11 protein-coding genes are annotated in these 13,690 nt (G+C 66.4%); 8 read left to right on the top strand and 3 right to left on the bottom strand.

Translation table 11 applies throughout. The features are described 5' to 3' along the window. Nucleotides 1–18: 18 nt before the first annotated feature. Complete coding sequence (locus G6N36_RS09285; RefSeq protein WP_328822792.1) at nucleotides 19–3,216, top strand: ATP-binding protein; 3,198 nt, start codon at nucleotides 19–21, stop codon at nucleotides 3,214–3,216. Here G6N36_RS09285 and G6N36_RS09280 read toward each other — a convergent pair. From G6N36_RS09280 to G6N36_RS09270, 3 genes are read right to left on the bottom strand one after another with little or no spacing between them, the layout of a single operon-like run. After that, nucleotides 3,213–4,454, bottom strand: coding sequence for a glycosyltransferase family 4 protein (locus G6N36_RS09280; RefSeq protein WP_163686257.1), 1,242 nt, complete (start codon nucleotides 4,452–4,454; stop codon nucleotides 3,213–3,215). The two genes, G6N36_RS09285 and G6N36_RS09280, sit on opposite strands and share 4 nt — an antisense overlap. Beyond that, complete coding sequence (locus G6N36_RS09275; RefSeq protein ID WP_163686256.1) at nucleotides 4,451–5,974, bottom strand: 1,4-alpha-glucan branching protein domain-containing protein; 1,524 nt, start codon at nucleotides 5,972–5,974, stop codon at nucleotides 4,451–4,453. Before G6N36_RS09275 ends, G6N36_RS09280 begins: the two co-directional genes overlap by 4 nt. Then, nucleotides 5,971–6,747: a class I SAM-dependent methyltransferase gene (locus G6N36_RS09270; protein WP_163686255.1), complete on the bottom strand. Its 777-nt coding sequence runs from the start codon at nucleotides 6,745–6,747 to the stop codon at nucleotides 5,971–5,973. The genes G6N36_RS09275 and G6N36_RS09270 overlap by 4 nt, the downstream gene beginning before the upstream one ends. Before the next feature lie 195 nt (nucleotides 6,748–6,942). On the opposite strand from G6N36_RS09270, the gene G6N36_RS09265 reads away from it, so the two are divergent. The 7 genes from G6N36_RS09265 (at nucleotide 6,943) to mnmA (ending at nucleotide 13,687) form a co-directional block, all read left to right on the top strand. Beyond that, the gene (locus tag G6N36_RS09265; RefSeq protein ID WP_163686254.1) at nucleotides 6,943–7,737 is read left to right on the top strand and encodes an electron transfer flavoprotein subunit beta/FixA family protein; all 795 of its coding nucleotides are present in this window, start codon (nucleotides 6,943–6,945) and stop codon (nucleotides 7,735–7,737) included. Between the two features lie 53 nt (nucleotides 7,738–7,790). Continuing rightward, complete coding sequence (locus G6N36_RS09260) at nucleotides 7,791–8,747, top strand: electron transfer flavoprotein subunit alpha/FixB family protein (RefSeq protein ID WP_163686253.1); 957 nt, start codon at nucleotides 7,791–7,793, stop codon at nucleotides 8,745–8,747. Between the two features lie 116 nt (nucleotides 8,748–8,863). After that, nucleotides 8,864–9,529, top strand: a complete 666-nt coding sequence (locus G6N36_RS09255; protein WP_264001868.1) for a nitroreductase — start codon at nucleotides 8,864–8,866, stop codon at nucleotides 9,527–9,529. Between the two features lie 126 nt (nucleotides 9,530–9,655). Next, nucleotides 9,656–10,516, top strand: a complete 861-nt coding sequence (locus G6N36_RS09250; RefSeq protein ID WP_163686252.1) for a GNAT family N-acetyltransferase — start codon at nucleotides 9,656–9,658, stop codon at nucleotides 10,514–10,516. Next, nucleotides 10,513–11,352, top strand: a complete 840-nt coding sequence (locus G6N36_RS09245) for a lysophospholipid acyltransferase family protein (protein WP_163686251.1) — start codon at nucleotides 10,513–10,515, stop codon at nucleotides 11,350–11,352. The genes G6N36_RS09250 and G6N36_RS09245 overlap by 4 nt, the downstream gene beginning before the upstream one ends. 47 nt (nucleotides 11,353–11,399) lie before the next feature. Beyond that, entirely contained in the window at nucleotides 11,400–12,620 is a 1,221-nt protein-coding gene (locus G6N36_RS09240; RefSeq protein ID WP_163686250.1) for a cysteine desulfurase family protein, read from the top strand. Further along, nucleotides 12,620–13,687 carry a tRNA 2-thiouridine(34) synthase MnmA gene (gene mnmA, locus G6N36_RS09235; protein ID WP_163686249.1) on the top strand — a complete coding sequence of 356 codons (1,068 nt, stop codon included), beginning with the start codon at nucleotides 12,620–12,622 and terminating at the stop codon, nucleotides 13,685–13,687. The genes G6N36_RS09240 and mnmA overlap by 1 nt, the downstream gene beginning before the upstream one ends. Nucleotides 13,688–13,690 lie beyond the last annotated feature (3 nt).

The raw sequence follows: 13,690 nt of genomic DNA, 5'->3' as shown, positions 1-13,690 counted from the left end.
CGCACCGCCAACCTCGCAGTGCCACCATATTGTTGTGAAGGGCGCTCTCCGGTGACGACGAGGGCGTCCTGCGCCGCGTGTGGAGCGGAACCTCGGACGGGCGCTCGGTTCTGTGATTCCTGCGGGGCTGCGCTGGTCGGGGACCAACGGGCTGAGTACAAGCAGGTGACGGTGCTGTTCGCGGACGTCGTCCATTCGATGGACATTGCCGCCGCTGTGGGCGCGGAGAGACTGCGCGAAATCATGACGGACCTGATCCGCGAAGCGTCCGCGGTCGTGCAGCGGTATGGCGGCACCGTGAGTCAGTTCACCGGTGACGGACTGATGGCGGTGTTCGGCGCGCCGATCGCCTTGGAGGACCACGCATTTCGCGCTTGCCTTGCAGCACTTGACATTCAGCGGGAGGTGCATGATCTCGCTGTGATCGTGGAACATCGCGACGGCGTCGGGCTGAAGCTTCGCATCGGGCTGAACTCCGGCGAGGTGATCGCCGGCGAAATGGGCTCCGGCCCAAACAGTTACACGACCATCGGCGAACAGGTCGGTATGGCACAGCGGATGGAATCGGTGGCACCCGCAGGTGGAGTGATGCTCAGCGAGTCGACGGCGAGACTGGTCGGCGACGTTGTGACGCTCGGTGACCCACAGCACGTGCGGATCAAGGGTGCCGACGCGCCGGTCGTGGCGCGCCGCCTGCTAGCGACCGGGCCGACCACGCAACGCCCCGCGCGTCAACTGTCGACACTCGTCGGTCGCGGCTGGGAATTAGCCAGTGTCAACGCGATGCTCGACCAGTCGATGAAGGGCAAAGGCCGCATCGTCGGCCTGGTGGGACCGCCGGGCATCGGTAAGAGTCGGATGGCGGGGGAGATCGCGTCGGTTGCGGAGGGCCGCTCTTGTCGCGTGTTTACGACTCGCTGCGAATCACACGCAAAGGAGATCCCGTTTTACGCGGCCGCCGGCTTGCTGCGCGATGTCTTCGCGATAGGCGGCCTAGACGCGGCCGCAGCGCGCGCCGTCGTGCGTGGGCGCATGCCGGCGGCGGACTCTGAAGATCTCGTCCTGCTCGACGACCTGCTCGGAATTCACGACGACGAAACCCCCTTGCCCGCTATCGAGGCGGATGCACGCGGTCGACGTCTCGCGGCTCTGCTGAATGCCGCGGCGGTCGATGGGAGCACGCCGGCCGTCTACGTCGTCGAGGACGCCCACTGGATCGACTCCGTCAGCGAGGCGATGATCGCGCAGTTCGCCGCCGTCGTCCCACAGACGCGTGCGATGCTGCTCCTCACCTATCGCCCCGAGTACGTCGGCGTGCTCAACCAGTTGCCGGGTGCGCACCGCATAGCTCTTGCGCCACTCGATGATTCCGAGTCGGCGCAGCTGGCTGCCGAACTGTGCGGTTCAGACAGCACCGTGAGCTCGTTGATCACGCAGGTCGCTGCACGCGCCGCCGGCAACCCGTTCTTCGCGGAGGAAATGGTCCGCGATCTCGCCGAAAGAGGTGTGCTGAACGGCGAACTCGGAGACTATGTCCTTCACGGCGACATCGGCGAAGTTTCGGTTCCTGCGTCGCTGCAAGCCACCATCGCCGCACGCATCGATCGTTTGCGGCCAGCCGCGAAACGCACCTTGGCCGCTGCATCGGTCATCGGTTCGCAGTTCGACACCGTCCTGCTCGAACACCTGGTGGACTACATCGACGTGGCCGAGCTGACTGCGGCAGAACTCATCGACCAGGTGACATTCACGGCCGACAGTGAGTACATGTTTCGGCACCCGTTGATACGCACAGTTGCCTACGAATCACAGTTGAAGGCCGATCGAGCCGAATTGCACAGGCAGGTGGCAGCGGTCATCGAAGCGCGCGATCCGGAGGCACCCGGCCCGAGCGCAGCGCTCATCGCGCAACATCTCGAGGCGGCGGGTGACCTGCGGGCGGCGTTCGACTGGCATATGCGGGCGGCGGCATGGGCGCAGTTTCGTGACTTCCGCGCGGCCCGCACCGCCTGGCAGCAGGCGCGCGAGGTTGCCGACCGGTTGCGTCCCGACGATCCCGAGAAACCATTCCTGCAGATCGGCCCGCGAACGGCACTATGCGCCAGTACTTTCCGGTTCAGCGGCAGTGTCGAGGACACCGGGTTCGAGGAACTGCGTGCCCTCTGCGCGTCGGTCGGCGACAACCTGTCGTTGGCGCTCGGTATGGGGGGATTGCTGACGGCCCTGGTATTCCACAACCGATTGCGTGATGCCGCGCAGGTCGCGTCGGATTGCAGCGCCATGCTGGACTCGATCAGTGAGCCGGCGTTGACGCTCACACTGTGCGTCGCGGCGAGCAACGCAAAATGGCAGGCCGGTGAGGTGGTCGAAGCGCTCGGATTGGCGCAGCGCGCCATCGACCTCGCCGAAGGCGATCCTACGAGGGACAGTGTGGTAATCGGCTCCCCGTTGACGATGGCGCTGGCGTTGCGCGGAGGGAACCGGCTTGCCCTCGGAATCGACGGCTGGCGCGACGATCTTCACCGTGCAGCGCAGATGGCGATTTCGATCGAGGTGACAACCCACGTCTCTGGCATTTTGCTCAAGTACGGCTACCCCGTGGTCAACGCGGCGTCTCTGCCAGGCGCGACGGCGGCGGCGGAGACCGCCGAAGCGCTGATGCTCGCCGAGCGATGTGGTGATGACTCTGCGCTCGATATGGCGCGACTGGCTCGTGGCATCGCCCTGGTACACGGTGATGCGGCTCAGCGATCGGTTGGGCTGGAACTGCTGACCCTGTATCGAGAGGCTTCCCTCCGGCATGGTTATGCGACGGACGCGGTTCGGTTCGCGAGCACCGAGTTCGCCAAGGAGAGGGCCCGTATCGGCGACATCGACGGCGCGGTGCAGATGGCGCGCAGCGCGGTCGACTTCTGCTTCGATTCGGGAGACATGACCTCGAGGGGTCCGGCCGTCGCGACTCTCGTCGAGTTGCTGCTGCGCCGCGGAGGACAAGGTGATCTCGGGGAGTCGGGCAAGGTGGTCGAACGCCTAGCCGCCGTCCCCGTCGACCCTGGTTTCGTCCTGCACGAATTGCCGTTGCTACGCATGCGTGCGTTGTTGGCGCGAGCGCACGGCGATGAAGACGGCTACCGAGGGTTTGCCGACAGGTACCGGAATATGGCGAATGCCCTCGGCTTCGAAGGGCACATCGCTATTGCAGCGACGATGACCTAGCGATCGGGCAGGGCGTGCTCGACGATGGGGCGGCGCCGATGAGGTTGGCGCTCACCACGTTTGGCGGCCACGTAGACCTGGGCGGTCTCGTCTGCAACGGTGTGCCAGGCGAAGGCCGACGTGAGGCGTTCCCGTGCCGCGGTCGCCATGCACTGAGCGTGATCGGGGTCGTCGAGCACGCTGCGCACCGCCGCAGCCAGGCCGGCGATATCGCGTGGGGCGAACGACGTTCCGGTCTGACCGTCGATCACCGCTTCACCCAGGCCGCCGACGTTGGACGTCACCAAGGGAATGCCCGTCGCGGCCGCCTCGAGAGCAACGATGCCGAACGGTTCGTAGTGGCTGGGAAGCACGGCGGCGTCGGCGGTTTGCAACAGTCGCACGAGCCGCTCGTGATCGAGATGGCCGACGAACGTTGTGGCTTTGAGCACCTTGTTTTTTCGTGCCTGGTCGACGAGCCACGTCTGCTGCGTGCCGGTGCCCGCGACCGTCAACGTCGTGCCGGGGTGGGTGCGCCGGATGCGGGGCATCGCCGCGATCAGGTCGTGGATACCCTTCTCGTATTCGAGGCGGCCCACGAACACCAGGTGCGGCGGCCCAATCATGGGACGCCGTTTCGCGAACGGCCAACGCGCGGCGTCGATTCCGTTCCGGATGACCCGGGTCTCGGCGAGACCCGGTCCGAACAATTCGGTAATCTCGTCGCTCATCGATGCCGAACACGTGATCAGCAAGTCAGATTCATGTACCAGCCACGATTCGACGGCGTGCACCTGTCGGCTGATCGCTCCCGAGACCCACCCCGAATGCCTACCCGCCTCGGTGGCGTGGATGGTGGAAACGAGGGGGACGTCGAAGTATTCGGCCAGCGCGATCGCGGGATGGGCGACGAGCCAGTCGTGGGCGTGCACCACGTCGGGTCGCCACGGCTTGGCGCGGGGACCCTTGATGGCCAATCCAGCCCGAACCATCGCATGGCCCATCGCGAGCGTCCAGGCCATCATGTCGGTGCCGAAGTCGAACTCGTGCGGATCCTGCGCCGCGGCGACAACCCTTACGCCCTCGGCGATCTCGTCGGTCGACGGGTGCGTGCTGGGGTCTGTGCCAGATTGCCGGCGGCTGAGCACCACGACCTCGTGGCCGGCCTCGGCGAGCGCCGTTGCGAGGTGGTGCACGTGCCGGCCGAGTCCGCCGATCACCACCGGCGGATACTCCCACGACAGCATCAGGATCTTCACGGTCGCGGCAGTCTTCGTGCGTCGAGTGCACCGAACAGGCCGTCCGCGCGGTTCCATCCGCTGGCGAGTCGTTGAGCGTGCTCCTCGCGGCCCGACGCCATTGCGACGGCGATCTCGCGGGTGGCGTGGGCGTGCAGGTGCGCCCGATATCGCGCATAATCCGCCGCCGAGTCCTTGCTGACCATGAACGGCCAGTCGCTGGAGACCGTCAGCAGCGTCTCTCGCAGGATCTGGTCGGCGACGAAGTTTCGGGCCGGCGGGGTGTCTGTGTCACCGAGCGCCTTATCCACTGTCGTCAGTGCGGTGTCGACGACTTCGCTGTTCAACTGGACGATATCGGCCACCTGTTCGCCGGCCCACACCTGCCAGTCCTTGCCCGAACCCCAAGAGCTTGGCGGTAATTCGACCGGGGAACCCACGAAACCGCCGGCGATGGCGTCAGACAGGGTGCCGACCCGAACCCCGGCCTCGGGCAGCGCGCGCAACACCCGTTCCAGCCAGACGGGCCCCTCATACCACCAATGCCCGAACAACTCGGTGTCGAAAGCCGCGATCACATGTGCGGGCCTGCCGATCCGCTCGCTCTCGTTGACGAGGCGCTGACGCACATGCGAGACGAAGTCGGCGACATGACCGTCGACAGTGCTGTCCGCGCGGTCCGGGTCATACGGCGCCTTCGCATCGGAGTCGACGTTGCGGCCGGTGACGCGTGCCGGTTTCAGGCCCGTCGTGTGGTCGTAGGTATGAAAGTCGCGGTACGCCGCGTGGCCGGGATAGCCGGACTTCGGTGACCACACCCGATAGCTGACCTGCAGGTCTCGGCCGAACGCCACCACATTCGACGAACCGACCGGGCGACCCAATGCGGTGTCTCCGTGCATCGACGGCCCGTCGACCATGAAATGGCCGATACCCGCTGCGGCGTAGTCGATTTCCATTCCCGGCGCATAGGCGCATTCCGGCGCCCAAATTCCGGCGGGCGTATGGGCGAACCGCTGCTGGGCGTCGGCGATTCCCTCCCTCAGGGCGAACTCGCGCAGTCGCGGATTCAACAGCGGCTGGAACGGATGCGACAGCGGTCCGCCGAGCAGTTCGATGGCCTCGGCATCGATGAGCTCGCGCAACAGCGGGCTGCCGCCGTGCGCCCACAGTGTCGAGAAGTCTTCGAGTGCGCGCTCGGCCTCGGCTCGCTCGCGAACACCGAACTGCCGCAGCGGATCACCGAGCGTCGTCGCCTCGAGGGCGCGCAAGCCCCAGTTCGCCAGCCAGTGGTTCATCCCGGTCAGGCAGTAGGGGTCGTCGAGCTGTGCGGTGACGACCGGCGTCATGCCGAGCGTCACCAGGTGGCGGCGGTCCTCGGCGGCCAGCGTGCGCAGGACACGCATCAGCGGGATGTAGGCCGCCGCCCACGATTGATAGAGCCACTCTTCGCCGACGGGCCAGCGCCCGTGATGGGCGAGCCAGGGTAGGTGGGTGTGGAGGACGAGCGTGAACTGCCCCGGAACTGTGGGGGTCGTCACGGCCGCACCGCAATCGCGACCAGATCGAGGCTGTCGTCGATATCGCGGTCGCCGTCCTCGGCGTCGACGAGGTCGAAGTCCGCCGTCGTCACGGATGCCACGTCATCGAGCAGATCGGTGGGCCACCGTGCGTCCGCGAGCGCACGCGCGATCTGGGCGTCGATGATCGATCCGCCGTGGCGGCCGTCGAGCTCGAGCAGTGTCGGTCCGTGGAACACGCCCAGCATCGACTCCACCGAAAAGCCCTCGCCGGAGAGCAGTTCGGACAACTCGGCGGCATTGAGTTCCCGGGTGTGGAACGGGTTGATCGGGGTGTCGCGGCCGGGGGAGAAGGTGATCCGGTTCGGTGTCGAGATCAACAGCACTCCGCCGGGGCGCAGCACGCGCAGGCATTCCGCAACGAATTGTCCTTGATCCCAGAGATGTTCGATCACCTGGAAGTTGACCACCACGTCCACCGCTGAGTCGGCAAGCGGGAGCTCAGCCAGGTTTCCCTGGCGCATGTCGATTCGCGGATACCGGGCGCGGACGTGCGCGACAGCGGAGTCGTCGTAGTCGAGGCCGATGACGGTGTTCGCGACATCGGCGATCAGATCGGCGCCGTAGCCCTCGCCGCAGCCGGCTTCGAGGACGTCGCGATCCGCGCAGAGACTGGCCAGCCGCTCGTAGACGACCTCATGGCGGCGGAACCAGTAGTTCTCCTCCGCGAGGCCCGGAACCGTGCGTTCGCCGGTCAAGGGCAGGTTCGGACCATCGGTGACGAATGCGCTCATTGGAAGGGAGGCTAACGTGAAACGGCTCACTGGCGAACTGTTCACCGCCTACGTGCTGCTAGAACACAAACTTCGACCAGCTATGGTGTTCCTGCGAACCACCAAAAGTTACCCGCGAGTAACATGATGGTGGTTGCTTGAAACGTGGTATTGCGGGCCGGTCATCGGCCCCTTCGAGGAGGACGAACCAGACTCATGACGAACATCGTGGTCCTGATCAAACAGGTCCCTGACACCTGGTCGGAGCGCAAGCTGTCCGACGGCGATTTCACCCTTGACCGTGAAGCGGCCGACGCCGTGCTCGACGAGATCAACGAGCGCGCCGTCGAGGAGGCGCTGCTGATCAAGGAGCGAGAAGGTGACGCTGGCGGAACTGTGACAGTGCTCACAGCCGGACCGGAGCGGGCGACCGAGGCAATTCGCAAAGCGCTGTCGATGGGCGCCGACAAGGCGGTGCACCTCGTCGACGAGGGCATGCACGGATCCGACATGGTCCAGACCGGGTGGGCCCTTGCCCGCGCGCTGGGCACGATCGAAGGCACGGAACTGGTCATCGCCGGTAATGAGGCGACGGACGGCGTCGGCGGCGCGGTGCCCGCGATCGTGGCCGAGTACCTGGGCCTGCCGCAGCTCACCCACCTGCGCAAGGTGGCCGTCGAGGGCGGCAAGGTCACCGGCGAGCGCGAAACCGACGACGGTGTCTTCACCGTCGAGGCGCCGCTGCCCGCCGTAGTCAGCGTCAACGAGAAGATCAACGAGCCGCGCTTCCCGTCCTTCAAGGGCATCATGGCCGCGAAGAAGAAGGAAGTCACGACGCTGACGTTGGCTGAGATCGGTGTCGAGGCCGATGAGGTGGGCGTTGCCAACGCCGGTACGAAGGTGAATTCGTCGACCCCGAAACCGCCGAAGACCGCGGGTGAGAAGGTCACCGACGAAGGTGAAGGCGGCGCGAAGGTTGCCGAGTACCTCGTCGCCCAGAAGATCATCTGAGCAGATCACTCCGAATTCCTCGCCGAATAGACCTAGAAAGACATTGAAGACCCATGGCTGAAGTACTTGTGCTCGTCGAGCACGCTGAAGGTGCCCCGAAGAAGGTCACCGCCGAACTGATCACCGCCGCACGTAAATTGGGCGAGCCCGCCGCTGTCGTAGTGGGCAAACCGGGCACGGCCGAAGGACTGACCGACGCCCTCAAGGCCGCCGGTGCGGCCAAGATCTATGTCGCCGAATCCGACGACGCCGAGAACTACCTCATCACCCCGTACGTGGATGTGCTGGCCTCGCTCGTCGAGTCCGCCAGCCCGGCCGGTGTGGTGCTGGCCGCGTCCGCGGACGGCAAGGAGATCGGGGGCCGGCTGGCCGCGCGCATCGGCGCGGGTGTGCTGACCGACGTCGTGGAGGTCCAGGAGGGCGGCAAGGCCATCCACTCCATCTTCGGTGGCGCGTACACCGTCGAGGCCGAGTCCACCGGCGAACTGGCCGTCATCACCGTGCGCCCCGGTGCCATTGACGCCGAGCCTGCCGACGGTGCGGGCGAGGTCGTCAGCGTGGAGGTCCCGGCGCAGGCCGAGAATGCCACAAAGATCACCAAGCGCGAACCGGCCGTGGCCGGCGATCGCCCAGAGCTCACCGAGGCCACCGTGGTGGTGTCGGGCGGCCGTGGTGTCGGTAGCGCCGAGAACTTCAATGTGGTCGAGGAGTTGGCCGACTCGCTCGGCGCCGCGGTCGGCGCGTCTCGTGCCGCGGTCGATTCCGGCTACTACCCGGGACAGTTCCAGGTGGGCCAGACCGGCAAGACCGTCTCCCCGCAGCTGTACATCGCGTTGGGCATCTCGGGAGCGATTCAGCACCGCGCGGGGATGCAGACGTCGAAGACGATCATCGCGGTGAACAAGGACGAAGAGGCCCCGATCTTCGAGATCGCCGACCTCGGCATCGTCGGCGACCTGTTCAAGGTCGCGCCGCAGCTAACCGAGAAGGTCAAGGCTCGCAAGGGCTGATTCGATAAAGCTCCGCAAAACCCCCGACATGCTCTGCGTTCGGGGGTTTTTGCGTTCGCGTTCGACTACGGATTTTCAAGGGTTCGCCTCACAGCCGGCGGTGCCAGGCTGGTCTTGTGACCGAATCCTTCAGCGAGTTCGCCAAAATCGTGCAGGAACGTCATTCGATCCGGATGTTCCTGCGCGACAAGCCGGTCCCGCGCGAACTGCTCGATGAGGCGCTCGCGCTCGCGGTGCGGGCACCGTCGAACTCCAACATTCAGCCCTGGCGTCTCTTCCTGGCGACGGGCCCGCGCCGAGACCGGCTCGTCGAAGCTCTGCTGGCGCAGGCGTCGACCGGATATCCCGCGACGGTGGGTCTGCCGGAGAGCTTCGCCCGCCTGCGCCGGGAGATCGGTGCCCTGGTGTACGGATCCATGGGCATCGAGCGAAACGACGGCGAGGGTCGTCGCATTGCGCAGCTGCGCAACTGGGAGTTCTTCCGCGCCCCAGTGGCGGGCGTGGTCTGCATGCACCGCGATCTGGGGCACGCCGACAGCCTCGCCGTCGGGATGTTCCTGCAGACACTTCTGCTCGCCCTCACCGAACGCGGCCTGGGAACGTGCCTCCAGGTGTCGGTCGCCCATTTTCCCGACGTACTGCGAGAGCAACTGGACATCCCGGACGATCTGCAGATCCTGTGTGGCCTCGCGGTGGGTTACGCCGACCCGGACTTTCCGGCGAACCGGCTGCAGACGCCGCGCAACCCCGTCGGAGAGAACGTCGTGTTTCTCGACAGCTGAACCATCCCGGGCCGCCTAGAAAATGTGTGTTTTCGCACACAGATACGCCCAACTCGTCACCTAGCGCTCATGGACACGTCACGCGCCCGATGCCGTCCGGAGATGCAACCACGCGACCGTTCAGGCATGAGCAGAGCGTCTGTACTCATCGCCCCCGACGACATCGACACCCGCGCGGCATCCGCGTCCGCACTGCCGCGCTACACCTTGTTGCTGTCCACCGACCCCGCGCTCATCGAATCCGCGCAGCGCCTCCGTCACGATGTGTTCACGTCCGAGCCCGGATTTGCGCTCGTCGGCGCCAGCCCGGAATTTCATGCCGGCCTGGACGCCGATGGCTTCGACGAGCACTGCGACCATCTGCTGGTTCGCGAGGACAACTCCGGCGAAATCGTCGGCTGTTACCGGATGCTGCCGCCGCCCGGCGCCATCGCCGCCGGAGGCCTGTACACCGCAACTGAATTCGACGTCCAGGGCCTCGACAGACTGCGGCCCTCACTGGTCGAGATGGGCCGCGCCGTGGTTCGCGAGGATCACCGCAACGGCGGCGTCGTGCTGCTGATGTGGGCAGGAATCTTGGCCTACCTGGACCGCTGTGGCTACGACTATGTGGCCGGCTGCGTGTCGGTGGCGGTCGCCGGTGCTGAGGACAGCGCGCCCGGCAGCCAGATCCGCGGGGTGCGCGATTTCGTCCGCCACCGCCATGCCGCTCCCGCCGAATACACGGTGTATCCCTACCGGCCGGTGACGGTCGATGGTAAGGGCCTGGACGACATCGATCCGCCCGCGCGGGTGTCCATACCGCCGTTGATGCGCGGTTATCTGCGGCTCGGCGCGCAAGTCTGCGGCGATCCGGCCCACGACCCGGAATTCGGCGTCGGCGACTTCCCGGCGCTGCTGGACAAACGCCGGGCCGACATCCGATATCTCAAGCGCCTGAGATCGGTGGGTGCGGCGAGCGCGATGGCCGAGGGGATGACGTCATGAGCGCCGACAGCCCCTGGCTGCCGCGCGCCACGTGCGACGCCAGTTGCGTAGCTGCGACAGTGGCGCCCGCCGGCCAGCGTGTGATCGTCGCGTGGCGCGTCGCGATACGCGCCACGTTCGCGTTCCTGCTTCTGGCCGCCGTTCCGCTGCTCGCCATTCCGGTGCCGGGTCGCTCTCATGTGCAGCGAAACTATTGCCGGCTAATGCTGCGCTGTCTGGGTGTGCGAATCGCGGTGTCCGGCGGGCCGATTCGAAACCTGCAGGCGGTGCTGGTGGTCAGCGGCCATGTGTCGTGGGTCGACATCTTCGCGATCGGCTCGGTGTTACCGGGCCGGTTCGTCGCCAAGTCCGAGATGATCAACTGGCCTGGGCTCGGGTTCCTGGCTCGGCTGATGAAAGTGATCCCGATCGACCGGGATAACCTGCGGCGCCTGCCCGACGTCGTTTCCACGATTGCCGCCCGGTTGCAGGCCGGACAGACGGTCGTCGCGTTTCCCGAGGGCACGACGTGGTGCGGCGTGGCGTACGGCCAGTTCCGGCCTGCGATGTTCCAAGCCGCCGTCGATGCGGGCAGGCCGGTTCAACCGCTGCGGCTGAGCTACCACGGTCGTGATGGCCAGCCGTCGACCATCGCCGCTTATGTCGGTGAAGACACGCTGCTGGCATCCATCAAACGGCTCATCACCGCGCAGCGCACCATCGTGTGGGTGCAGGTCGAATCCCTGCAGTTGCCGGGCACCGATCGCCGGGACCTGGCCAACCGCTGCGAATCGGCCGTGCGTGGGGACGCACCGCGTTCGGCACGCCGCGGACACGGTCACGCATTGGTGGCCTGACCACGGGATCTGGCCGGCCGGTCAGAGGCCGCTACCATGGAACGGCTATGACCTCGCCAGATGATCTTCGCCCCAGCGGCGCGCTGCCGGTCTATCTGGATCACGCTGCCACCACCCCGATGCACCCCGGGGCCATCGAGGCGATGACGTCAGTCCTGGCGACCGTCGGTAACGCGTCGTCACTGCACGGCGCCGGGCGGACCGCCCGCCGCCGCATGGAGGAGGCCCGCGAGACGCTCGCCAAGCTACTGGGCGCTCGGCCGTCCGAGGTGATCTTCACCGCGGGTGGAACCGAGAGTGACAACCTGGCGGTCAAGGGCATCTACTGGGCACGGCGAGACGGCGACCCGCGCCGCCGACGCATCATCACCACTGGCGTTGAGCACCACGCCGTGCTCGATACCGTCGAGTGGCTCGTCGAACACGAAGGCGCGGAGGTGACCTGGCTGCCCGTCGACACCGACGGATCGATATCACCGTCGGCGCTTCGGGATGCGTTGCGGGACCACGACGACGTGGCGCTGGTGACGGTCATGTGGGCAAACAACGAAGTCGGCACGATCATGCCGATCGCGAAACTGGCTGCGATCGCTGCCGAATTCGACATCCCGATGCATAGCGACGCCGTCCAGGCGGTGGGTCAGATACCGGTCGACTTCGCCGATAGCGGACTGTCGGCGATGAGCATCGCCGGGCACAAATTCGGCGGGCCCACCGGGGTGGGGGCATTGCTGTTGCGCCGCGACACGGCATGTGTGCCGTTGTTGCACGGTGGTGGACAAGAACGCGATGTGCGTTCGGGTACACCGGATGTCGCCGGTGCAGTCGCCATGGCCGTCGCAGCACGGATCGCAGTAGAAGGCCTGGAAGCCAGCAGCGTACGCGTCACCGAACTGCGCGACCGCCTGATCGACGGCGTGCTGTCGAGCATTGACGATGTGCACCTCAATGGCGCGACGGGCAGCGACCGGCTTCCCGGCAACACCCACTTCACGTTCCGCGGCTGCGAGGGCGACTCGCTGCTGATGCTGCTGGACGCCAAAGGGGTTGAGTGCTCGACAGGTTCGGCGTGCACCGCCGGAGTCGCGCAGCCCTCACATGTGCTGATCGCGATGGGCGCCGATCCCGCCAGCGCCCGCGGCTCGTTGCGATTGTCGTTGGGCCACACCACCACCGAATCAGATGTCGAGGCCGCGTTGGCCGTCCTGCCCGCCGCGGTCGAGCGCGCGCGGCACGCGGCATTGGCCAGTCTGGGAGTCGTCGACTAATGCGGGTGCTCGTAGCGATGAGCGGCGGCGTGGACTCCTCGGTCGCAGCCGCCCGGATGGTCGACGCCGGACACGACGTGGTGGGCGTGCACCTGGCGTTGTCGTCGGCGCCCGGCACGCTGCGCACCGGATCACGGGGCTGCTGCTCCAAAGAGGACGCCGGCGACGCCCGACGGGTCGCCGACGTGCTCGACATACCGTTTTACGTCTGGGATTTCGCAGACCGATTCAAAGAAGACGTGGTCGACGACTTTGTGTCGTCCTACGCGCGTGGTGAGACGCCGAATCCGTGCGTGCGGTGCAACGAGCGAATCAAGTTCTCCGCGTTGGCCGCTCGTGCGCTCGCGCTGGGGTTCGACGCCGTGGCAACGGGTCATTACGCGCGGCTGTCGGGCGGACGGCTGCGTCGCGCCGTCGATGCCGACAAGGACCAGTCCTACGTTCTCGCGGTGCTGACGGCCGAGCAGTTGCGCCACGCGGTGTTTCCCGTTGGTGACACCCCCAAGCCGCGAATTCGTGAGGAGGCGGCGAGCCGGGGACTCGCCGTTGCCGAAAAGCCGGACAGCCACGACATCTGTTTCATTCCCTCAGGAGACACGCGCGCATTCCTCGGCGCCCGAATCGGGGTCCGTCGCGGCACCGTTGTCGACTCAGGTGGAACCGTGCTCGCCGAGCACGACGGCGTGCACGGGTTCACCGTCGGCCAGCGCAAGGGTCTTGGCATCGCCGGACCCGGATCCGACGGGAAACCGCGATACGTCACCGGCATCGACGCCGAAACCGGCACGGTGCATGTCGGCAACGCCGCGGATCTGGATGTTTGGTCGCTGACCGGCGAACGGCCGGTGTTCACATCCGGCGATGCGCCGACCGGCCCGACGGAATGCCAGGTGCAGGTGCGTGCGCACGGCGGGATCGGTGACGGTGTCGCCGAACTTCGCGACGGCCGCCTGGCCGTCGACCTGCGCGCGCCGATTCGAGGCGTGGCCGCGGGGCAGACGATGGTCCTCTACCGCCCCGATCCCGACGGCGACGAAGTGCTGGGGAGCGCGACCATCACGCGTTGACGG

It is taken from the genome of Mycolicibacterium gadium, from assembly GCF_010728925.1.
In the GTDB taxonomy this organism is placed as follows: domain Bacteria; phylum Actinomycetota; class Actinomycetes; order Mycobacteriales; family Mycobacteriaceae; genus Mycobacterium; species Mycobacterium gadium.
Note: the sequence above shows the minus strand (reverse complement) of the source record. Positions and strands in the feature narration are given on the sequence as shown.

Coding starts and splice junctions, on each gene's coding strand:
- G6N36_RS09270 (WP_163686255.1), bottom strand. CDS start 6,747: ATGAGCGCATTCGTCACCGATGGTCCGAACCTGCCCTTGACCGGCGAA.
- G6N36_RS09265 (WP_163686254.1), top strand. CDS start 6,943: ATGACGAACATCGTGGTCCTGATCAAACAGGTCCCTGACACCTGGTCG.
- G6N36_RS09260 (WP_163686253.1), top strand. CDS start 7,791: ATGGCTGAAGTACTTGTGCTCGTCGAGCACGCTGAAGGTGCCCCGAAG.
- G6N36_RS09250 (WP_163686252.1), top strand. CDS start 9,656: ATGAGCAGAGCGTCTGTACTCATCGCCCCCGACGACATCGACACCCGC.
- G6N36_RS09245 (WP_163686251.1), top strand. CDS start 10,513: ATGAGCGCCGACAGCCCCTGGCTGCCGCGCGCCACGTGCGACGCCAGT.
- G6N36_RS09240 (WP_163686250.1), top strand. CDS start 11,400: ATGACCTCGCCAGATGATCTTCGCCCCAGCGGCGCGCTGCCGGTCTAT.
- mnmA (WP_163686249.1), top strand. CDS start 12,620: ATGCGGGTGCTCGTAGCGATGAGCGGCGGCGTGGACTCCTCGGTCGCA.